The sequence below is a fragment of the Saccharothrix sp. NRRL B-16348 genome (genome assembly GCF_001280085.1).
GTDB lineage: Bacteria > Actinomycetota > Actinomycetes > Mycobacteriales > Pseudonocardiaceae > Actinosynnema.
Genome location: NZ_LGED01000220.1, coordinates 150,163 through 171,439 on the forward strand (window position 1 = coordinate 150,163; position 21,277 = coordinate 171,439).

The window sequence follows — 21,277 nt, forward strand, 5'->3', positions numbered from 1 at the left end:
CGAAATCCCTAGACGCGCAACGGCCTGCGCGCGGCGAGCAGCAGGACCACCACCAGCATGACCACGCCCGCCATGGCAACGGCGCCCGGCGGCAGCCCCAGCACCGTCCCGTCGTGGCCCCGGAGCATGCCCATGAAGTCCAGCATGGGCAGACCGCTGAAACCGCCGTACCACAGCGGAACGTAGACGGCCTGGAACACGCGGTGGGTGCGGCTGAGCGATCCGAGCAGCAGCGCCAGGGACGGGATGAACAGGGCGGCGGCACCCCAGGAGGTCAGCCCCGCCAGGTCGCCCGCCCAGGCCATCCGGACTGCGGCGGCGCCACCGATACCCGCTGTCAACAGGACGCCCGCGATCCACTCGGCGACCACCCGCGGCCGGACGGCGGGGTACGGGCCCAGCAGCGCCTGCACGCCGGACTCGTGGCGCTGGGTGCCCAGGCGTGACCACACCAGGACCGGCCAGATCCACGCGAGGGGCAGCATCAGCCTGCTGATGCCCGGGGTCGTCGCGGCGAACGTGAGCATGATCCCGAAGCCCGCACCGGCCCACCACCACTTCGACACGCCCTGAACCAGGATGCGCAGCTCACCCGACACCAAGCGGGGGAACACCACCAGCCGGCCGCCGCGCACCACCTCGGTCCGCGGACCACCGCGGGCGCTGAACGCCCCGCTCTCCATGGCCGCGATGCCCGGCACGCCGGGAGCGCGGTGCTCGTCCTGCTCCCACGTGGCCGGCGCGACCGGTCGGCGAGGGAGGAACCGGTTCACCCGCGCCGGGTCGAACCGGCCGAACCACAGCACCGGCAGCAGCGCGACCGCCACCCCTACGCCGATCAACGCCAGCCGGGTGAGCAGGAACTCCGCGCTCGGGGTGAAGCCGAGCCACTCGAACGGCACCAGCGGCTCGTCCAGGTAGGTCAGGCCGAGGCTGAACTCGCCGCCGGTGACGTCCAGACCGCGCCACAGCATCTCGGCGCCGATCGACTCCACCACCGCGGGCACGCCCAGACCGCCGAGTGGCGCCGCGGGGCTCTGCCCGGCCAGCGCCGCGACCATCCAGCAGAAGAACCAGAGGACGTTGCCCATGCCCGTTCTGAGCAACGGCGTCAGCTCGAAGAACAGCGCCGCGCTCGCGGTGAGCACCACCGCCGGGAACGCCATGACCGCGAACGGCGTCAGCAGCGCCACCGGGTCCACCGACGTCGACTCACCGCGGGCCAGCTGCATCACCAGCGCCGTCACGGCCAGCACGACCAGCATCGACGACAGCACCAGCACGTTGCTGAGGAACTTGGCCGCCAGGTAGGCGGTGGTGCGCAACGGCGTGGCGGCCAGCAACTGCCCCACGTTGGTGCTCTCGTCGCGGGCGATGGTGTTGCGGACGACGTAGAAGCCGCCCAAGAGCAGCCAGAGGGTGCTCGCCAACGCCGTGGCCATGCCGACGTACGCGCTGTTGTAGAGCCCTCGGTAGGGCCCCAGCTGCATGATGGCCCAGTGCGAGTCCGCGGCAGGCACCGCGACGTACCCCAGCAGGATCGCCGCCAGCAGGGTCACTGCGTAGGCGGGTCTGCGCACGCGGTCGCGGAAGTCACCGACCGACAGCGTGATCAGCAGCGCCGGGTTCACCGCCCCGCCACGTTCCGGTGGGCGGTCGGGCCGCTGATCACGCCCAGGTAGGCGTCCTCGAGGTCCGGGGGGACCGGCGTGGCGCCCATGGCCGGGTTGACCGAGGACAGCAGCCGCACCCGGACGCCTTCCGTGGTGCGGACCATCCGGCTCACGGTGTACCGCGCCTGCACGGCGTTGACCGCCGTGGCGGGCACGGTCGTCTCCCAGACGTGGCCGTCGATGTCCCGCAGCAGCTGTTCGGGCGTGCCGCGGCGCAGCAGCCGACCGCGGGCGACGATCGCGATGTCGGCGGCCACCGAGTCGACGTCGGAGACGATGTGCGTGGACAGCAGCACCACGCGGTTCACGGACAGGTCGCTGAGCAGGTTGCGGAAGCGCACCCGCTCCTCGGGGTCGAGGCCCGCGGTCGGCTCGTCTACGATGATCACCCGCGGGTCGCCCAGCAGGGTCTGCGCGATGCCGACCCGGCGCATCATGCCCCCGGAGTACTTGCCCAGCGGGCGCTTGAGCGCTTCGGTGAGGTTGACCAGTACCAGCAGCTCGTCGATGCGCGCCTTGGCCGACCGCGCCGAGATGCCCTTCGCCGCGGCGAGGTAGGTCAGGAACTCGCGCGCGGTCAGGTTCGCGTACACGCCGAAGTCCTGCGGCAGGTAGCCGAGCGCGTTGCGCAGGGCGTTGGGGTGCGCCACCGCGTCGACGCCCTCGAACACCACCCGCCCCGAGGTGGGTCGGGTGACCGTGGCCGCGATGCGCATCAGCGAGGACTTGCCCGCGCCGTTGGGGCCGAGCAGGCCGAGCAGGCCGGGCTCCAACCGCATGGTCAGGCTGTCCACCGCGCGCTTGCCGCCGCGGTAGACCTTGCTCACGTCGATGAGGTCCAGCACGGCGCTACCCCGCCTTCGCGACGGTCGCCCGGCCCACGCCGGCCTGCACCACCACGGTGCGGGAGCCGGGGAAGTCGGTCATGCTCTCGTTGTCGTTGCAGGCGGTCAACGCCGCCGGCGCGCCCGCGGTCGTCCTGTGTGATGGCACCTTGTCTCCCGGATCCCGTGATTGGTGTCCTCAGCTTCCGGCGCACCGGCGGAACCGGGATCTGCCGTTCGGGAGAGATCGCCGCACGGGTTCGTCACGTGAGGCGGCGGGCCCGTCCTCCGGTCAGGTCGGGTACGGGGAGGCTCGCGGCCACCCGCCAGCCGGAGCCGCGCGGACCAGCCTCCAGCGTGCCGCCCATGGCCTCGATCCGCTCGCGCAGCGCCACCAGGCCACTGCCCCCACCGGTACGGGGCGCGGCGGAGGTCGCACCCCGCCCGCCGTCGTCGGCGATCGAGACCTGCACGGCCGTTCCCCCGACGAGGGCCACGACGACGGTCACCGCGCCCACGTCGGACACGTGCCTGCGGACGTTGGTGAGTGCCTCGAGCACCACGGCGTAGCCGACGGCCTCGCCCTCCCGGTCGAGCTTGCCCAGGGCGGTGTCCTTGACGTCGCAGCGAACTTTGGCACCGGGCGCGGCACGGGCGAACCGGTCCACCAGGTCCGGCAGGTCGGCCAGGCCGTAGAGCCGGGCGGTCTCGCCCGCGCTCGCGTCGTCGGGCCGGCGCAGTGCCGCCACGGTGCGGTCCATGGACGCCAACGCCCGCAGTCCGGCATCCTCGACGTGCGCGAACACCGCGCGGGCCTCGTCCTCGTCGTACCGGGCGAACTGGGCGGCCTGCACCTCGACGACGATCCCGGTCACCTCGTGGGCGACGAAGTCGTGCAGCACCCTGGCGACCTCCAGCCGCTGCTTGCCGCGGGCCTCGGCCACGGCCGTCACGCGCCGGGTGTCCAAGCTGCGGAGGTAGACCCCGATGCCGATCGCGAAGGGCAGCAGGAGCAGCACGCACCCCAGCCCGAACACCGAGGCGTCCCACTTCGGCGGATCCGGGTGCAACGTGAAGCGCAGCGGCAGCGCCAGCGCCGCGACGGCCGCCACCGTGGCGACCGGCACGACGCGGTCGGCCCGCAGCAGCCGCACGGACCGCCCGAGCAGCACCAGCAGCGCGAGCAGTTCGAACGGCAGCCAGAGCAGCGCCATCCCCGGCGGACCGAAGTAGGCCACGTCCAGCACCAACGACAGCGCGGACACCACCGTCACCACCGAGGCGAGCCCGAACCTGCCCTCGGACGGGCGCCACATCGCCGCCGACATGACCACCGCGGCGGACAGGGCCACCACAACGGCGCCGGAGGGCAGACCGGGCGTGCCAGAGGGCACGGCGAAGGCGGGTAGCAGCAGGAAGACCGCGCTCAGGACGTGGCGCAGCACCGGGCGAGCGGGTTTGCGCGCCTCCGTGGCCGGACCGCGGGACACCGGTCAGAACCCTTGTCTGGTCGCGTAACCCATCTCGTGCGCCCACACGGCGATCCCCACCCGGTTGCGCACGCCGAGCTTGCGCTGGATGGCGGCGACGTGCGTCTTGACCGTGCCCGCGGAGATGAACAGCAGCGTCCCGATGTCGGCGTTGGTCTGCCCCTCGGCCACCTTGCCCGCGATCTCGATCTCGCGTTCCGTCAACGGCTCGACCGGGGCCCGCCGGTCGGGCTTGGCGTCCACGACGTGGCGCAGCAGCCGCACGGTGATCGACGGGCTGATCAAGCTGTCGCCGTTGACCGCGGCCCGCACCGCTTCGACCAGCAGCACCGGGCCCGAGCGCTTGAGCAGGAAGCCGGAGGCGCCGTGGCGCAACGCCGGGTATACGTACTCGTCCAGGTCGAAGGTGGTCACCACGACCACCCGCACCGGCACGGTGGCGTCCGGGCCGGCGAGCCGCCGGGTGACCTCCAAGCCGTCCATCCTCGGCATCCGGACGTCCAGCAGCGCCACGTCGGGCCGCAGTCGTTGGGCCTGCTCCAGCGCGCTGAGCCCGTCAGCCGCCTCGCCGACGACCTCCATGTCCGGCTGGCTGTCCAGGACCCGACGCATCCCGCGCCGGACCATGTCCTGGTCGTCGGCTATCAGCAGACGGATCGTCACAGTCAGTAATTGTGTCACACCGCCTTCGACCGAGGGGCACTGCCGGAGTCGGCAGTGCCCCACGCTCGGGTGTCAGCAGTTCGGCGCGCTCCACGTGCGGACGGTGTCGTTCGCGACGTGCGTGTGGTCGTTGTGGCCCGGGTAGCCCGGGCCGAGGATTTCCTCGAAGCCGGACGTCTTGGCCGCGTGGTACATCTGGCACAGCGTCGGGCCGCTGCGGGTGCTGAAGTCGGTGGCCTGGCCGTACATGTGCCGGCTGTTCGACGCACCGCCGACCGAGCGGTTGCAGGCGACGCTGCGGAACGAGATGCTGACGACCATCGGTCGGTCGCCCAGCTTGTGCCGCATCGCTTCCAGCTGCCACATCATCCGCAGCGTGTTCCGCTTCGCGGTCGTGGCGTCGACCATGCCGCCGTTGAAGTTGTTCGCGCCGCAGTTGTCGTCCATCTCGCCGTACGAGAAGTGGATCGGCGTGCAGTCGGCGTCCTGCAGGGCGTAGATCTTGTTGAACACCCCCTGGCCGGCGATGCTGTCGACGGGGAGGCCGTACGCGTCCTTGAACCGGCTGACCGCGCGGGCCGTGGCGGGCCCGAAGTCGCCGTCGATGGCCAGGTTCTCGCCGGACGCGACCCAGCCCGCGAGCCGGACCTGCAGTTCGGCGACGTCGTTGCCGCTCGAGCCCTCGGTGAGCGTGCGGTTCCAGGTGTAGCAACCGTCGGCGGAGGCAGGGTTCGGCGCCACCACGTCCGCCGTCACCGTGCCCGCGACGGCGATCCCCAAGGCGGACAATAAGTACAACAGCCTTCTGCGCATACGTGTGCCTCCACGTTAACTGATCGTTCACCGAACGGAGACCTTGTCGAAATGTGATCCAAGGTCATGATCCGTATAGTTCGCGCTCGCGACAAAGATCTCCATGCGAGCAACCGTCGGTTCACCGTCAACTTGTCCGCAGGTGACTGGATGCATGACGACGAGGCGCCGCCACCGGCGGCGGAACCCGTGGAGCTGTCGAGCCTGCTCCGCTCGTTTCGCACCCGCGCCCTGCTCACCCAAGAGGAACTGGCCGAACGCGCGGGGCTGGGTGTGTCCAGCATCCGCGGCGCGGAGTCCGGCCGGATCCGCCGCCCGCGTGCCGCCTCCGTCCGCCAACTCGCGGACGCCCTGAACCTTCCCGCGCCGGATCGGGACCGCCTGATCCAGGCCGCCCTCGGCGCGCCGGGCGAACCCACGACGGCGGGGCGCTCGGATCGGGTGGACACCGCGCCGGCGCAGTTACCCCCGGCCGCACCGGGCTTCGTCGGACGCGCGACCGCGCTCGGCGCCCTGGACGCGTTGCTGCCCGCCTGTGACGAACCGGGCGGCACGATCGCGGCGATCTCCGGCATGGCCGGTGTCGGCAAGACCGCGTTGGCCCTGCATTGGGCACACCGGATCGCCGACCGCTTCCCGGACGGGCAGCTCTACGTCAACCTGCGCGCCTTCGACCCGACCGGGGAGCCGGTTCCTCCCGCCGAAGCCCTCCGCGACCTGCTCGACGCACTCAACGTGCCGCCGCACCGCGTCCCGTCCACCCTGAACGCCCAGACCGGGCTCTACCGCAGCCTGCTCGGCAACCGCCGGATGCTCATCCTGCTCGACAACGCCCGCGACACCGAGCAGGTCCGCCGGCTGCTGCCCGGAGCCGACGGTTGCCTCGTGATCGTGACCAGCCGGGACCGTCTCACGAGCCTGGTCGCCATCGAGGGCGCTCAACCCCTGCCCTTGGACGTGCTCACCGTCGGCGAAGCCCGTGAGCTCTTGGCGCTGCGCATCGGGACCGCCCGCGCCGCGGCCGACCCGGAGGCCGTCGACGAGATCATCGACCGGTGCGGCCGGCTGCCACTGGCCCTCGCCGTCGTCGCCGCTCGCGCCGGCACCCAGCCCGGTGTGCCACTCCCCCTCCTCGCCAAGGACATGAGGCAGGCGGGCGACGTCCTCGATTCGCTGGACGAGCCCGGTGACCCGGCCGACCTGCGGACGCTGTTCTCCTGGTCCTACCAGGACCTGGACGAGGACGCCGCTCGGATGTTCCGGCTGTTGGGCCTGCACCCCGGCCCCGAGGTGTCGACGGCCGCCGCGGCCTGCCTCGCGGACGTCACCCGCGCACGAGGCCAGACCCTGCTGTCGCGACTGACCCGCGTGCACCTGATCTTCGAACTCACACCGGGACGGTACGGCCTGCACAACCTGTTGCACGCCTACGCGGCCGAGCTGGCCCTGGCCGAGGAGAGCGCCGATCGCCGTCGTACGGCCACCCACCGACTGCTCGACCACTACGTCCACACCGCGTACGCGGCGGCCCGGCGGCTCAGCCCTCATCGCCCGACGAGCGTTCCCGATCCGCCTCCACGACCCGACGGAGAGGACGTCGACGACCCGGCAGCCGCGCTGGCGTGGTTCCGCGCCGAGTTCCCGGTCCTGCGCGGCCTGGCCGACCAGACCGCGGCCGCCGGGCTACCCCTGCACACCTGGCAGCTCGCCTGGGGCCTGCGGGACTTCCTGCACCGGCAGGGGCACTGGCACCACATGGTGTCGATCCACCGGTCGGCCCTGAACGCCGCCCGTGAGCTGCAAGACCGGGCACTGGCGGCCTATGCCCTCCGCAACCTCGGCACGGCGTCGACCAGGCTGGGCCGGTTCGAGGAAGCCGAGGACCACCACGCGGAAGCGCTCAGCCTGTCGACCGCGCTCGCGGACCACGTCGGGATGGCCAACGCCGAACTCTGCCTGATCGAACTGGCCGAAGCACGGCGGCAGTACGACATCGCGCTGGTGCACGCCCGCCGCGCCTTGCGCCACTACCGGGCCGCGGGTGACAAACCCGGCGAGGCTCACGCGCTCAACGGGCTCGCCTGGGCCTCCCTGCACCTCGGTCATTACGACGCCGCGATCCGCTACGGCCGCCAAGCGCTGACGGTCTGGGAAACGACCCGGAACCCGCTCGGCGCCGCCCACGTCATCGCCAACCTCGGTCACGCCCACCGCGGGCTCGGCAAGCTCCCGGAAGCCATCACCTTCCTCCAACGCGCCCTCCCGCTGTCGGTGGAGGTGGGCGATCGCTACCTGGAAGCCGAAGTCCTCACCGCGATCGGGGACGTCCACCACGCCGCGGACGACCCCGACCAGGCGCGGCAGGCGTGGGATCGGGCCCGGGAGATCCTCCGGATGCTCGGGCACGCCAAGGTGGAGGAGCTGCGGGCCAGGTTGGGCGACGACCGTTAGGGCCGATACCGGTTACCTGGACTGCGTTGTCACCAACCGGCATGCAGGTAGCCGGTCTGCCGGAGATCGTGATCTACCGGGTCGGCTTCTGCCACACGACGATGTCCAGCGTCGCCTGCCCGTTTTCCATGGCGACGATGACGATCCGCGCATGGGCGCCGGTGTTGGTCTTCACGCAGAACGCGGCGTCCTTGACGAAGCCGCTCGCTCCGACGTTGCCCTCATACCCGGCGCGTTGACAGTCTTCGAAGGTCGCCTCGGCGGTCACGGGAGCGATGTCGGAGGGCGCCCACAGGTAGCTCGCGTCGTAATAGAGGTCCTGCCCGGACTCACCGTCCCTCGGGTGGGCGATCCAGACCGGGTCCCGGGAATCCAGGTCCACCCCGTAGTCCTCGGTCAGCCGGATCGGCTTGTCGCCGGTGGCTCGGCTGATCTCGGGCGTCGCGGGGGCGGACTTCGACCGCGAGGTCGGCTGCACGCCGTCAGTGGTCGGTTCCGTCGCGGCGCTCGTGGTCGTCGTGCCGGACGTCGCGCCGCTCGCCGGGGCGGGCGGGTCCACCAGTGCGCGGTCGACCACGAGGGTGACCGCCACCGCACCCGCGACGATTCCCGCGACCGCCAGCAGCACCCACCGGTCCACCGGTTTGCCGACGCTGGTCACGAGCTGCACCGTGCCCAGCAGCAACGCCACCACGCCGACGACCACGGCGATGGTCCGCGCGGAACCCGCGAGCACCGCCACCACGGCCGCGACGTCGGCGACGATTCCGATCAACCACAACCGCTGCGACACGGGTTTGCGCTCCGGCCCGCGTTGTTCGAGGAGGTCCGATCGTGGCCGCGTCGACGAGTCCGTCACCTGTTCCCCTTCGTGGAGCCGACAGGCGTGCAACCTACCGCCCGTCACGGATGACCAACCGCCAGGCATTCCGACATGAGAGTTCCTCGTGCCACGACAATCTCCGGACCGCGCGACGACACATTTGTCCGGGTGTTCACCGGCGTGTTCGCCGGTCCCGGTCGGCAGCTTCGACGATCCCGGTCCGGTAGGCCAGCACGATCAGTTGGACGCGGTCGCGGAGGTCGAGCTTCTGGAGGATGTGCGTGATGTGCGTCTTGACGGTGGTGTCGCCGATGTGGAGTTCCCGGCCGATCTCCGAGTTGGAGAGCCCGCGCGCGATGAAGTGAAGGACTTCGTGTTCGCGTGCCGTGAGGTCATCGAGTTCTTTCGGCGGTGGTGTGGGGCGCGGGATGCGGGTGAACTGCTCGATCACGCGTTTCGTGACCGTGGGCGAGAGCAGGGCGTCGCCGGCGGCCACCGTGCGGATCGCGGCGATCAGCTGCTCGGGTGGGTCGTCCTTGAGCACGAAGCCGCTGGCGCCTGCTTTCAGCGCCTCGTAGATGTACTCGTCCAGGTCGAACGTCGTGAGGACGAGGACCCGGGCTGCGGCGTCCGTCGCGAGGATGCGCCGGGTGGCCTCGATCCCGTCCAGCTCGGGCATGCGGATGTCCATGAGGACGACCGTGGGATGAACGCGGGCCGCCTGCCGGACCGCCTCCAGCCCGTTGCCCGCCTCGGCCACGACCTCGATGTCCTGTTCGCGGGCGAGCAGCATGCGGAAGCCGGCGCGGACCATCGACTGGTCGTCGGCGACGAGGACGCGGATGGTCGGGTTCGACTCACTCATCGACCCTCGCCGGTGAGTGGCAGGCGCGTGCTGAGGACGAACCCGCGGTCGGGCAGGGCACCGACGGTCATGTCGCCACCGTAGATCTTGACACGCTCGCGGATCCCGGCGAGCCCGTGCCCGAGACCGTTGTCCGGCACCGCGCCCACGCCGTCGTCGCGCACCTCCAGCCGCACTTCGCCGGGCAGGTAGTGGACGATCACGTCCGCGTGCGTGGCGCGTGCGTGCTTGAGGACGTTGGTGAGACCTTCCTGGACGATCCGATAGGCGGAGCGGTCGATCGCCTCCGGCAGCGGTGACGACTCGCCGTCGACGTGCAGCCGGACGGGCAGCCCGGCGCGTTCCACCTCGGCCAGCAGCACGTCCAGGTTGCCGAGCCCGGGATGGGGCGTCAGTTCGGCGTCCTCACCGTCCCGCGTCGCGCCGACGAGGCGGCGCATTTCGGCGAGCGCGGTGCGGCCGGCCCGCTCGACGTCGCGCAGCGCGGCCGCCTCCTCGACGAACGGGTCGGGCAGCTTGTGCCGGATGGCGCCGACCTGGAGCACCATGACGCTGACGGCGTGGGCCACGATGTCGTGCAGTTCGCGGGCGACGCGGGCGCGTTCCTCCGCGACGGCGATCCGGGCGGCCGCCTCGCGTTCCCGTTCGGCGGTGGTCGCGCGTTCCTCCGCCGCCTCGGCCTGCGTCGCGTGCTCACGGAGGGCGTAGCCGGCGAGCCAGCAGACCGCGAACAGGATCGGGCTGAACACGAGCTGGCCGGTGGTGTGGTCGGGATTGTGGTTCACGACGACCGCGCCCCCGCCGAGCACGACCGCCAGCCCGAGCCGCGCCCGGACGGCATCACCGACGTTGCCGAGCAGGAACGAGGCGACCATGCCCGCGCCGAACACGCTGATCGTGAACACCACCACCCGCCCGTCGACGAACGACAGCGCGATCCCCGCCAGCCAGACCGCCACCGGCGCGGCGAAGGGGAACCGGCGGCGCGCGAGCAGGGGCAGCACGACGAGCGCGACCGCCGGCGCGGTGAACCACAGGGTCGTGTCCGGCGCTTTCGGTGAGCCGTGCCGGAGGGAAACCTCGAGCGCGCTCCCGACCGCCGCGATCACGATCAGGGCGTCGAAACCGTGCCTGCGCACGAGAAAGTTCACGCGTCGACGGTACTGAAGGCGCTCGCACCCCACCTCCGACTCAGGTAGGACACGGACTCGTCGGCAGGTCCGAGGCCGACTCCAGCCTCGCGACGACGTGCCGACCCGCGGTAGCGCCCTAGCGTCGGGCTCCTCGACACCCGACCACGAAAGGGACGATCCGTGGCGATCACCCGCACCGTCGCCCTCGCACTCATCGCCGTCCTGGCCGGAGGGCTGGCGTACTTACGGATCGACCTGCACTCGGACGGGACGATCTCCGTGCCACAGGGGGCGAAGGCGGGCGAGGTGAGCCTCGAACCCTGCGACTACGCCACCGAGGACGGCGAACACCCGGCCGAGTGCGGAACGCTCGTGGTGCAGGAGAACCGCGCCGATCCGCGATCGCGGCTGATCGCGTTGCCGATCGTGCGCGTGCACGCGAAGACCGATCGTCCCGCCGAGCCGATCTTCCACCTCGAAGGCGGACCCGGGCTGTCGAACATGGACTTCCCGACCGCGAACCGGTTCCTCGCCGACCATGACGTCGTCCTCGTCGGCTACCGGGGCGTGGACGGCTCGTCGCGGCTCGACTGCCCGGAGGTCACCTCGGCGCTCCAGCACTCGACCGACCTGGTCGTCGAGGAGACCCACCACGCCTACGCCGACGCGTTCCGCGCCTGCGCGAAACGGCTGTCCGACGCCGGCGCCGGTCTCGACGGCTACAGCCTCGCGCAGCGGGTCGACGACATGGAGGCGGCACGTGTGGCGCTCGGCTACGAGCGCATCAACCTGCTGAGCGAGAGCGCCGGCACCCGCACCGCGATGATCTACTCCTGGCGGCACCCCGCCCGCCTCCACCGGTCGGTGATGATCGGGGTCAACCCACCCGGCCACTTCCTCTGGGACCCGGCGACGACGGACGCCCAACTCCGGCGCTACGCCGAGCTGTGCGCCGAGGACGACACCTGCCGCGCCCGCACCGACGACCTCGCCGAGTCGATGCGCCGCACCTCGGCACAGCCGCCCGACCGGTGGCTGTTCCTGCCGATCAAGCCGGGCAACGCGCGGGTGGCCGCGTTCTTCGGGCTCTTCGACTCGACGTCGGCCGCGTCGATTCCGGCCCCGACGACGCTGGACTCGTGGCTCGCCGCGGCCGAGGGCGACCCGAGCGGCCTCTGGTTCGCCTCCTTCGCCGCCGACCTGCTGTTCCCGACGTCGTTCGTCTGGGGCGAGTGGGCCGCCACCGGCACCATCGACCACTGGGCGGCGGCGGACCACTACTCCGCCGGCGCTCGGCCAGGCGACTCGATCCTCCACGACGCCGGCACGGAGTTCGTCTGGGGCGGCGGCACGCTCGGCGACGCGTGGCCGACCTCGCCCGACGACGAGGAGTACCGCCGAGTGCGGACCACCGAGGTGGAGACGCTCCTCATCGGCGGCACGCTCGACTTCTCGACCCCGCCTCGGAACGCGACCGAGGAGCTGCTCCCGTTCCTGCCGAACGGTCACCAGGTCGTGCTGGCCGACCTCGGGCACACCACCGACTTCTGGACCTCCCAACCGGACGCCGGCACGCGCCTGATCACCACCTACCTCGACAACGGCGAGGTGGACGACTCGCTCTACCAGCCCGCCCGGGTCGACTTCACACCCTCGGTCACGCACCCGACGCTCGCGCGGATCACCGTCGGCACGATGGTCGGCATCGCCCTGCTCACGGTGTTCTCGCTGCTGTGGATGACCCGATGGGTGCGCAAGAGGGGCGCCTTCGGCCGCACGGCCGGCGCGACGCTGCGGTCGGTGTGCCCGCTCGTCCTCGGTCTGGGCGGGTGGTTCCTCGGCGCGCTGGTCATCCTGACCGCGGCGCCCGGTGTCCCGCTCGACGACGACCTGGTCACGGCTGTCTCCGTGGGCGTGCCGATCGGGTTGGGCGTCCACCTCGCCCGGGTGCGCCGCGACTGGTCCGCGCACGTCAAGATCACCGGACTCGCGGCGGCAGCGGCCGGCGCCCTCGTCGGCGCGTGGCTGGGTTTCCATGCGACCGTGGGATTCTTCGCCCTCATCACCACGATCGTCGGAGCGACCCTCGGCGCGAACCTGATCCTGCTCACCCTCGACATCGTCGGCGACCGTTCGACCCGCCGTGGCCGCATCGGCGCGAGCGGTGCCGACGTGGACCCCACTGACCAGTAAGGTTGTCCACGTGGATCTGCACGACACCGCCGCCCGGCTCGGAGTGCCCGTCGAGGACGTCGAGCGCGTGCACCGGCTCGCCGGCGACCGACCGTCGGCGCCGCTGCCCGCCAAGGCCGACGCGCCCGCCATCCTCGCCCGGCTCGCGGTGCGTCCCGACGACGCCGCCGAGATCATGGAGGGCTGGCCCGACGCCGATTCTCCGCTGTGGACGCCCGAGCTGCGCTGGCTGCTCGACCGCTCGATCGCCCTGGTCCGCGCCGACCTCGGCGGCCACGGCTGGCTGCCGCCCGGCCCGGAGCTGCCGCGCGACCGGGGTCCGGCCTGGCGGCACCTCTACGTGTACGCGTACCTGGCCCTGGTCGACGTCGTCCTGGCGTACCACCGCGACCACGACATCGCCGACGCCGTGTCGTGGGCGACCCTCGCCGACCTGGGCCGCAACCTCGCGGTCGACCGGCGGATGAACCGTGAGGGCTGGCCGGTCATGCAGAGCTGGCTGACCCTGCACGCGCGCGGCAGCCTCTACGAGCTGGGCCGGCTCCAGCACCAGCGCGGCGACACGACCATCGGCCTGCACATTCCCGAGTCCGGGCCGATGACCCCGGAGGCGATCGCGGCGTCCCTCGACGAGGCCCGCGCGTTCTTCCCGCGCCACTTCCCCGACGAGCACTACACGGCGTTCTCCTGCGGCTCGTGGCTGCTCGACCCGCAACTGCAGGAGTACCTGCCCGCGGACTCCAACATCGTCCGGTTCCAGCAGAGGTTCGAGCTGGACCCCTACGAGGAGCCGGAAGGGCTGGACGCCGACGTCGAGGTGCGGCGATTCGTGTTCCGCACCCTGAGCACGCCGCTCGACCAGCTGCCACGCGGCACCGTGCTCCAGCGCGCGGTCATCGACCACCTCAAGGCCGGCCGCCACTGGTACTGGCGTCGCGGCACCTTCCCGATCTGACCGCCTCAGCAACGATCGACCGGCACCGGGCGGTCACCGGGCCGCCTCCACCATCCAGGCGATGTGCTCGGACCAGCCGACGCCGGTGATCCGCTGCACGGCCCTGGCCACCAGGCTCGCGGCCAGGTACCGCTCGACCGGAGTCACGTCGCACACCGCGAGCAACTGGTAGAGCATGTTGGTGCCGAACCGGTAGACGGTGACCGGGCGCCGGTAGCGCGGGTGCTCCAGGTCCACCGCCTGCAACCTCCGGTGGTACTCGCTGTGGTCGACGCGGTGGTCGCGGTGCCAGCGCCGGATGGCCTCCTGCTCCCCCAGCTCCACCGCGCGTTCACCATGACCGGGGTTGTAGCCGCTGGGCAGGTCACCGTTGTCGTAGGCAGCCTCCACCAGCTCACGGGCGGCGGTCGTCCACGCCGTCCACGGCGTGGCCAGGCGGCCCTCGGCGACGGCCAGGACGGTCTCGGTGACACCCTCGGCATTGCCCTCCCACACCCGCTCGAACCGGGACCGCAGGCGGCCGTCCGGGTCGCTGTGCAGCAGGAAGTCCTCCAGGTGGGACTGGAACGAGTGGTAACCGTTGGCCAGGCCCTCCGGGTAGCGGCTCGCGTGCGCGGTCATCGCGACCAGCGCCGTCCGCACTCGCGTGGTGGACGTGGCGTCGTCGACGGCCACCACCTCACGCACCGCGGGCACACCCAGGCGCAGCACGCGGGCCCGCAGGTCCACCAAGACGTCCGAGCCGAGCAGCCCTCGGATGCCGCTGTAATCGGTCGGCTCGACCACCACGGTGTTGTCCGGGTGGATCGGCTCGTACGGCGGTGGCACCAGTTCGGCCACGCCGTAGCGGTGCGACCGAGCCAGCAGCTCGTCGTGCGGTGTGCCCGCCGTGGACGGATACGCGGCCAAGTACTCCCGCAGCCGTTCCGCGATCAGGCCGGCCTCCCCGTCCACGCGCACCCGCAAGTGCGGCCCGTGCAACCAGTGCCGCTCCACGTGACCCCGCGCACCGGCGGCCTCGGCCTCGGCCAGCGCCGGCAGGACGGCATCGCGGAGCAGGGGCGCCTTCACCGGGTCGTGGTAGTAGCAGACGACATCGGTCACGAGACCCTCCACCAGGTTTCCGCGATCAGTTCGACCTGTAGTGGTTCCAGGCCGGGAACGCCCTCGCGGACGTCCCCGGCACTGCAGACCTCGGCTGTCAGAAGCTCGGGTCGGGCACCGGCGGCGACACGCAGCAGCACGAACTGCCGCAACTGCCAGACCCCTGCGACGCGCCGCTCTCAGGCAGCCCGACGGCGTCACGCATCACGGTGACCGCCAGGTCGTCCAGGGCCAGGTCCTCGACGTCGAAGGTCAAGTTGAAGTCGTTCACCATCCACCTCCTTTCCGGGAAGAACGACGCTAAGACCGGCGTTAGCGGCGGACAAGGCTTCGGAAATGGTCGCTGCGGTGCCCCCTTCGGACCGCGAACGCAATCAGCGCAACGTTCACCCATTCAGGGGGCAGACCCGCTTACGGCACCGTCATAGACGGCCGTTATTCCCGAATGTGAGGGAACGACCACATTGCCACTGTCGGCCTAATTCGCGAATACCACCGAGTCCACCGGCCCCGCGCCGTCGACCGTCGTCACGCCGGCGCGCCGAAAGTCGACCCTCCACCCCGATCCGGGCGCAGAAGGCCGATTACCGCACCGAGGTGAGCCTGTCCGTCACCCGGAGCAAAGGTCGGGCCGAACGGTCGGTGAAGGCGTAGCGGCGGTAAATCCCGGGTGGGAACGGGCGAGCCCGGCCGATCACGGGCGGATCGGCCGGGCTCGTCGGTGTGGCGGCTCAGGCGATGTCGAACCGGTCCAGTTCCATGACCTTCGTCCAGGCCGCGACGAAGTCCACCACGAACTTCTCACGGGCGTCGTCGCTGGCGTAGACCTCCGCGAGGGCGCGCAGCTGCGAGTTCGAGCCGAAGACGAGGTCGACCGCGGTGGCCGTCCACTTCAGCTCGTCCGTGTCGACGTCACGGATCTCGTACACGTGCTCCTGGGACTCCGACGCCTTCCACCGGGTGCCCGGCGAGAGCAGGTTGGCGAAGAAGTCGTTGGTGAGCACGCCCGGCCGGTCGGTGAGCACACCGTGCCGGGTGCCGCCGTGGTTGGCACCGAGGGAACGCAGGCCGCCGACGAGGACGGTCATCTCGGGCGCGGTCAGGTTCAGCATGTACGCGCGGTCGACCAGCAGCACCTCGGGCTGGAGCTTCTCGCCGGGGCGCACGTAGTTGCGGAACCCGTCGGCGCGCGGCTCCAGGACCTTGAACGACTCGACGTCGGTCTGCTCCTGCGCGGCGTCGGTGCGACCCGGCCGGAACGGCACGGTCACCTCGACGCCTGCTTCACGCGCCGCCTCCTCGACGGCCGCGGAACCGGCCAGCACGATGAGGTCGGCCAGCGAGACCTTCGCGCCGCCGGCCTCGTTGAACTCGCGCTGGACGCCCTCCAGGATCTCCAGCACCTTCGCCAGCTGCTCCGGCTGGTTGACCTCCCAGTTGCGCTGCGGCTCCAGGCGGATCCGCGCGCCGTTGGCGCCGCCGCGCTTGTCGGTGGCCCGGAAGCTCGCGGCCGAGGCCCACGCGGTGGTGACCAGCTCGGCGGTCGTGAGGCCCGAGTCGAGCACCTTCGCCTTGAGGGCGGCGATGTCCGCCTCGCCCACGAGGTCGTGGTCGACCGCGGGCACCGGGTCCTGCCACAGCTGCGGCTCGGCGACCCACGGCCCCAGGAACCGGCTGACCGGGCCCATGTCGCGGTGCAGCAGCTTGTACCAGGCCTTCGCGAACGCCAGGGCGAACTCGTCCGGGTTCTCCAGGAAGCGGCGGGAGATCTTCTCGTACGCCGGGTCGACGCGCAGCGACAGGTCGGTCGTGAGCATCGTCGGCTTGTGCTTCTTGGCCGGGTCGTGCGCGTCCGGGATGATCGCCTCGGCGTCCTTGGCGACCCACTGCTTGGCGCCGCCGGGACTGGTGGTCAGCTCCCACTCGTAGCCGAAGAGGATCTCGAAGAAGCGGTTGCTCCACTGCGTCGGCTTGTCGGTCCACGTCACCTCGAGACCACTGGTGATCGTGTCCGCGCCGTGGCCGCTGCCGTGGGTGCTCAGCCAGCCGAGGCCCTGCGCCTCCAGCGGGGCGCCCTCGGGCTCCGGGCCGACGTGGGCGTCCGCGACACCGGCGCCGTGCGTCTTGCCGAACGTGTGGCCACCGGCGATGAGGGCGACGGTCTCCTCGTCGTTCATCGCCATCCGGCCGAAGGTCTCCCGGATGAAGTGCGCCGCCGCCAACGGGTCCGCGTTGCCGCGGGGCCCTTCGGGGTTGACGTAGATCAGGCCCATCTCGGTGGCGCCGACCTCGGGCGCCATCTCCGACTCGCTGACGTAGCGCTCGTCACCCAGCCAGGTGTCCTCGGGGCCCCAGAAGATCTCCTCCGGCTCCCAGACGTCCTCGCGGCCGAAGCCGAAGCCGAAGGTCTTGAAGCCCATCGACTCCAGGGCGACGTTGCCGGCGAGCACGAGCAGGTCGGCCCAGGAGACCTTCTGGCCGTACTTCTGCTTGACCGGCCACAGCAGACGGCGGGCCTTGTCCAGGTTGGCGTTGTCGGGCCAGCTGTTGAGCGGCGCGAACCGCTGACCGCCGTCACCCGCGCCACCGCGTCCGTCGTGGATGCGGTAGGTGCCGGCGGCGTGCCAGCTCAGCCGGATCATCAGGCCGCCGTAGTGGCCGAAGTCGGCGGGCCACCAGCTCTGCGAGGTGGTCAGCACCTCGACGATGTCGCGCTTGAGCGCCTCGACGTCGAGCTTGGCGAACTCCTTGGCGTAGGCGAAGTCCGCGCCCAGCGGGTTGCCCTTCGACGAGTGGGCGTGCAACACCGAGAGGTCGAGCTGGTTGGGCCACCAGTCCCGGTTGGTGCGGGGACGGCCGCCGGTCTTGGCAGTCGGCGAGTCGATCGCCGGGTTCTCGCTCTCGCTGCCGTGCGCGGTCACGGAGTCGTGCGCGACCGGGCATCCGACTGCGGCCTTCTGGTCCACGCCCTGGGAGCTTGAGGGGGGCGTTGCCTTGGGGTCGCTCATCTACTTCCTTCCAACTGGCGGTTCATCGGCGGAATCCTCGGCCGAGCAGTCGGGACAGGTGCCCCAAAAGACGACCTCCGCCTCGTCGACCCTGAAACCGGCGTCGTCCGAGGCGGTGAGACAAGGGCTGTGACCGACGGTGCAGTCGACGTCGGCGATGGCGCCGCACGAGCGGCACACGACGTGGTGGTGGTTGTCACCCACGCGGGCCTCGTAGCGGGCGGTCGCGCCGGCGGGCTGGATGCGCCGCACCAGACCGGCGTCGGTCAACGCCCGCAGCACGTCGTACACGGCTTGGTGGGACACCGACGGGAGTTCCTCCCGCACCAACGTGATGACCGTCTCGGTGTCGACGTGCCGGTGGTCGCGCAGCGCCGCGAGCACCGCCAGCCGAGGGCGGGTCACCCGCAACGAGACCGCACGCAACTGCGCCTCGAAGTCCGATGTCACGGGTCGACCTTAAAGGACGTATCTGGAGTCAATCAAATCTAGCTCCGTCACACCCCCGCGACTGCGACCGACGCCACTGTCCGGTCCGGACGCTCGGGCGGCCCCGTCCCGGCGCACCCGACCGTCCGCTGATCGCCCCTCGGCCGAGTCGTCAGCGATCTGCACCGACCGGCAGGCGTGCGAGCGGAACGTGGTGCTGGCCCGCGTGCATGTCGCGGTCGCGGAGGGAGCCCTGGCTGACCGGGCGCGGGAAGGAGATCTTCACGACGTTGAGCGACGGGATGCGGAAGATCTGGACGGTGTTCTCCTCGACCCGGTAGAGCTGCGCGACCACGCGTTCGTTCAGGAACGACTCGTCCGCGGCGATCCGGTAGCCGTCGGCGTCGCGCAGGAAGACCTCCATGGTGACCCAGAAGGGGCCCGCGTTCTTGGAGCGGACCTCGTGGGCGAGGTCTGCGAGGGTGGTCTCACGCACGGGTGGTCTCCTCCGTCTCGATGCGGAACAGGCTGGTGGGGTCGTCGCAGTCGACGACGTGGTTCAGCACGAACTCGTACGCCGCGCCGCGCTCCACCTCGGCGGGCGAGGACGCGAACGCGAGGCTCGGCAGGTAGTCCATCCGCGGTGTCGGCAGGTGCAGCATCAGCGGGTTGGCGACCTTGGCGACGGCCGTGGCGGTGGCCTGGTCGGGCGCGTTGACGAGCAGCATCACGCCCACCTCGCGCGGCGGCCCGCTTTCCGGCTCCAGGTCGCCCAGCACCGCGTTGTGGCCGTACAGGCGCAGGTCGAAGTCGTACTCGTGGTCGGCGAGCCCCAGGGTCTGGCCGACCCGTTGCCTGATCACCGTGCGCATGAGGTCGGCCCAGGCGTCGATGTGCGCGAGGATGAGCGGATCGCGGATCGCCGAGAACGACATGGTCTCGTAGCCGGTGATCCGGGCGCCTTCCAGCTTGATCGTGTACTGGTCGGCGACGTGGAACCGCGATCCCTCGACCCGCACCACCCGGTCGTCCAGGGCGGTGTACCGCGCGTCGCGGACGTCCAGGGTGCCGTCCGGCTCCCGCATCTCGTACGGGTTCACGGTCTCGTAGAGCATGTGGGCGGCCACCGTGGTCGGCGTGCACGCCACCGCCGGGTCGAGCGGCTCGATGGTGAAGCCGTCGGCGTCGATGGTGGCCAGGACACCGCCCGCGCGCGGGTTGGTGGTGCACTGGCCGCCGCACTCCACGATCTTGGCGGCGTGCCACGTCGGCCCGGCGGGCATCCCCTTCATCAGCGGGTAGGCGGCGGCCAGCGCCGTGTCGGTGGCCCGGCCGGCGAGCACCACCTGCGCGCCGGCGCGGAGCGCCGCGACGATCGGCTCGTGCCCCATCGCGCCGACGATGTGGGTGCAGCTCTCGAGCGTCTCGGCCCGCAGCTCCCCCAACGGCGGCAGCGCGTGGATCCGGCCCGCGTCCAGGTGCTCCTTCAGGTCGACCGCCCGCTGTTCGCTGTAGATCCTCGCGACTTTGAGGTCCAGGCCCTCCTCCGCCATGACCTCGGCGGCGATGCCCGCGACCCAGTCGACGCCCCGGTCGGTGCCGCTCGTGCCGCACGAGCCAACGATCACGGGTATGCCCGCACCGGCGGCCGCCGTCAGCAGGCTGCGCAGGTCGCGCGCCACGGCCTTCGCCGTCGTCTTGGGCGTCGCCGACCCGAGGTAGTGCGGACCGGAGTCCGTCGACCCGCCGTCGACGCTGATCACGTCGGCGCCCAGGGCGATGCCGCGCTCGACCGTCGCGTGGTCCCAGCCCGCGCCGAGCATGCCGCTCGGCGTCAGGACGCGGACGGACCCCACCGGTTCGTTGTCCATGTTCCTCATTTCTTCCCCTCGTGAGATCGGGCGTTGACCGCGAACCGCGGCCTGCCCGCGAGTGCCGCCAGCAGTTCCTCCGCACCTCGGCGACCTGCGGCGGCCCGTGCCTCGGCGGTCTGCCCGGCCAGGTGGGAGTAGACGACGATGCCGTGCACCCCGCGGAGCGGGCTGTCGGGCGGCAACGGCTCCTCGCGCACGACGTCGAGCGCGGCGCCCGCGATCTGCCCGGACCGCACGGCGACGACGAGTGCGTTCTCGTCGACGATGGCGCCACGCGCGGTGTTGACCAGCAGCGCGGTCGGCTTCATCCGCCGGAACGCCGCTTCGCCCAGCAGCCCGCGGGTCCGTTCGGTGAGCGATGTGTGCACCGAGACGTAGTCGGAAGCCGCCAACAGCTCGGGCAGGTCCACGAACCGCACCGCGGGGTCGCTGCGCAGCCGCGGCGGCACGTTCGTGGTGCAGAGCACGTCCATGCCGAAGGCGTGCGCCAAGGGCACCACCGCTCTCGCCGCGGCGCCGTACCCGATGAGCCCGAGCGTCGACCCGCGCAGTTCGCGCCCGTCCTCGCGCGGCCACGCGCCACGCGTCACGCCGTGCGCGGACTCCACCAGACGTCGTGCGCCGGCGAGCAGGAGGCCGATCGTGTACTCGGCCACCGCGTTGGCGTTGACGCCCGGCAGGTTGCTGACGCTGATCCCCAACCGAGCCGCGGCGACGGTGTCGATGGAGTCGTACCCCACGCCGGTCCGCACGATGACCCGCAGGCGTGGCGCACGGCCGAGGACATCGGCGGTCAGGGGTTCGTTGGCCGCCACCAGGGCGGCGTCCACGCCGGCGAGCCCGGCCACGAGCCGGTCGGGATCGCGCGGACCGGCCGGCGGCAGGTGGACGGTCTCCAGCCCGGCCTCCCGCAACAGGACGTCGACTTCGTCACCGGGCCGGAGGTAGTCCGTGGTGATGAGAACGCGGTGCACGTCTT

19 protein-coding genes are annotated in these 21,277 nt (G+C 71.3%); 3 read left to right on the forward strand and 16 right to left on the reverse strand.

Features of this window, described 5'->3' with window-relative positions:
• Window positions 1-8 precede the first annotated feature (8 nt).
• The 6 genes from ADK67_RS31520 to ADK67_RS31540 form a co-directional block, all read right to left on the reverse strand.
• Window positions 9-1,631, reverse strand: coding sequence for an ABC transporter permease (locus ADK67_RS31520; RefSeq protein ID WP_053720187.1), 1,623 nt, complete (start codon window positions 1,629-1,631; stop codon window positions 9-11).
• Window positions 1,628-2,518 carry an ATP-binding cassette domain-containing protein gene (locus tag ADK67_RS31525; protein WP_053720188.1) on the reverse strand — a complete coding sequence of 297 codons (891 nt, stop codon included), beginning with the start codon at window positions 2,516-2,518 and terminating at the stop codon, window positions 1,628-1,630. Before ADK67_RS31525 ends, ADK67_RS31520 begins: the two co-directional genes overlap by 4 nt.
• Window positions 2,519-2,522: 4 nt before the next feature.
• Window positions 2,523-2,666 (reverse strand): hypothetical protein, encoded by a 144-nt coding sequence (locus ADK67_RS51395; protein ID WP_157620958.1) that lies wholly within the window; start codon window positions 2,664-2,666, stop codon window positions 2,523-2,525.
• A gap of 94 nt (window positions 2,667-2,760) precedes the next feature.
• On the reverse strand, window positions 2,761-3,987 hold the full coding sequence (locus ADK67_RS31530; RefSeq protein ID WP_197289705.1) for a sensor histidine kinase: 1,227 nt from the start codon (window positions 3,985-3,987) through the stop codon (window positions 2,761-2,763).
• 3 nt (window positions 3,988-3,990) lie between these two features.
• Window positions 3,991-4,650, reverse strand: coding sequence for a response regulator (locus ADK67_RS31535; RefSeq protein WP_053720189.1), 660 nt, complete (start codon window positions 4,648-4,650; stop codon window positions 3,991-3,993).
• A gap of 72 nt (window positions 4,651-4,722) precedes the next feature.
• The gene (locus ADK67_RS31540; protein WP_053720190.1) at window positions 4,723-5,463 is read right to left on the reverse strand and encodes a M15 family metallopeptidase; all 741 of its coding nucleotides are present in this window, start codon (window positions 5,461-5,463) and stop codon (window positions 4,723-4,725) included.
• A gap of 150 nt (window positions 5,464-5,613) precedes the next feature.
• Between ADK67_RS31540 and ADK67_RS31545 the strand changes: the two genes are divergently transcribed.
• The gene (locus tag ADK67_RS31545; RefSeq protein ID WP_053720191.1) at window positions 5,614-7,914 is read left to right on the forward strand and encodes an ATP-binding protein; all 2,301 of its coding nucleotides are present in this window, start codon (window positions 5,614-5,616) and stop codon (window positions 7,912-7,914) included.
• Between the two features lie 73 nt (window positions 7,915-7,987).
• Here ADK67_RS31545 and ADK67_RS31550 read toward each other — a convergent pair whose 3' ends face one another.
• The 3 genes from ADK67_RS31550 to ADK67_RS31560 all read right to left on the reverse strand — a co-directional run bounded on the left by ADK67_RS31550 (window position 7,988) and on the right by ADK67_RS31560 (window position 10,753).
• A complete protein-coding gene (locus ADK67_RS31550) occupies window positions 7,988-8,773 on the reverse strand; it encodes a hypothetical protein (RefSeq protein ID WP_053720192.1) in 786 nt (261 codons plus the stop codon).
• Between the two features lie 136 nt (window positions 8,774-8,909).
• Window positions 8,910-9,602 carry a response regulator gene (locus ADK67_RS31555; RefSeq protein ID WP_053720193.1) on the reverse strand — a complete coding sequence of 231 codons (693 nt, stop codon included), beginning with the start codon at window positions 9,600-9,602 and terminating at the stop codon, window positions 8,910-8,912.
• Entirely contained in the window at window positions 9,599-10,753 is a 1,155-nt protein-coding gene (locus ADK67_RS31560; RefSeq protein ID WP_157620959.1) for a sensor histidine kinase, read from the reverse strand. The genes ADK67_RS31555 and ADK67_RS31560 overlap by 4 nt, the downstream gene beginning before the upstream one ends.
• Window positions 10,754-10,915: 162 nt before the next feature.
• Here ADK67_RS31560 and ADK67_RS31565 point away from each other — a divergent pair, with 162 nt between their 5' ends.
• Together ADK67_RS31565 and ADK67_RS31570 are read left to right on the forward strand one after the other, a co-directional pair.
• A complete protein-coding gene (locus ADK67_RS31565) occupies window positions 10,916-12,928 on the forward strand; it encodes an alpha/beta fold hydrolase (protein ID WP_053720195.1) in 2,013 nt (670 codons plus the stop codon).
• 10 nt (window positions 12,929-12,938) lie between these two features.
• Window positions 12,939-13,883, forward strand: a complete 945-nt coding sequence (locus ADK67_RS31570; protein ID WP_053720196.1) for an acyltransferase domain-containing protein — start codon at window positions 12,939-12,941, stop codon at window positions 13,881-13,883.
• 33 nt (window positions 13,884-13,916) lie between these two features.
• Here ADK67_RS31570 and ADK67_RS31575 read toward each other — a convergent pair whose 3' ends face one another.
• The 7 genes from ADK67_RS31575 to ADK67_RS31600 all read right to left on the reverse strand — a co-directional run bounded on the left by ADK67_RS31575 (window position 13,917) and on the right by ADK67_RS31600 (window position 21,272).
• Window positions 13,917-14,987: a lantibiotic dehydratase C-terminal domain-containing protein gene (locus tag ADK67_RS31575; RefSeq protein ID WP_053720197.1), complete on the reverse strand. Its 1,071-nt coding sequence runs from the start codon at window positions 14,985-14,987 to the stop codon at window positions 13,917-13,919.
• A 97-nt stretch (window positions 14,988-15,084) separates the two neighbouring features.
• Window positions 15,085-15,258: a thiazolylpeptide-type bacteriocin gene (locus ADK67_RS51400; protein ID WP_231648430.1), complete on the reverse strand. Its 174-nt coding sequence runs from the start codon at window positions 15,256-15,258 to the stop codon at window positions 15,085-15,087.
• A 460-nt stretch (window positions 15,259-15,718) separates the two neighbouring features.
• Window positions 15,719-17,995, reverse strand: a complete 2,277-nt coding sequence (katG, locus tag ADK67_RS31580) for a catalase/peroxidase HPI (protein WP_053720198.1) — start codon at window positions 17,993-17,995, stop codon at window positions 15,719-15,721.
• Entirely contained in the window at window positions 17,996-18,445 is a 450-nt protein-coding gene (locus tag ADK67_RS31585; protein WP_053720199.1) for a Fur family transcriptional regulator, read from the reverse strand. It lies immediately after the preceding gene.
• A gap of 151 nt (window positions 18,446-18,596) precedes the next feature.
• Window positions 18,597-18,920, reverse strand: a complete 324-nt coding sequence (locus ADK67_RS31590; RefSeq protein ID WP_053720200.1) for a DUF4387 domain-containing protein — start codon at window positions 18,918-18,920, stop codon at window positions 18,597-18,599.
• Complete coding sequence (locus ADK67_RS31595) at window positions 18,913-20,295, reverse strand: acyclic terpene utilization AtuA family protein (RefSeq protein ID WP_231648431.1); 1,383 nt, start codon at window positions 20,293-20,295, stop codon at window positions 18,913-18,915. The genes ADK67_RS31590 and ADK67_RS31595 overlap by 8 nt, the downstream gene beginning before the upstream one ends.
• A gap of 5 nt (window positions 20,296-20,300) precedes the next feature.
• Window positions 20,301-21,272 (reverse strand): NAD(P)-dependent oxidoreductase, encoded by a 972-nt coding sequence (locus ADK67_RS31600; RefSeq protein WP_053720201.1) that lies wholly within the window; start codon window positions 21,270-21,272, stop codon window positions 20,301-20,303.
• Window positions 21,273-21,277: the final 5 nt, after the last annotated feature.

Excerpts from the sequence above, each read along its gene's own strand:
- katG (WP_053720198.1), bottom strand. The coding sequence starts at position 17,995 with ATGAGCGACCCCAAGGCAACGCCCCCCTCAAGCTCCCAGGGCGTGGAC.
- ADK67_RS31555 (WP_053720193.1), bottom strand. The coding sequence starts at position 9,602 with ATGAGTGAGTCGAACCCGACCATCCGCGTCCTCGTCGCCGACGACCAG.
- ADK67_RS31540 (WP_053720190.1), bottom strand. The coding sequence starts at position 5,463 with ATGCGCAGAAGGCTGTTGTACTTATTGTCCGCCTTGGGGATCGCCGTC.
- ADK67_RS31595 (WP_231648431.1), bottom strand. The coding sequence starts at position 20,295 with ATGGACAACGAACCGGTGGGGTCCGTCCGCGTCCTGACGCCGAGCGGC.
- ADK67_RS31545 (WP_053720191.1), top strand. The coding sequence starts at position 5,614 with ATGCATGACGACGAGGCGCCGCCACCGGCGGCGGAACCCGTGGAGCTG.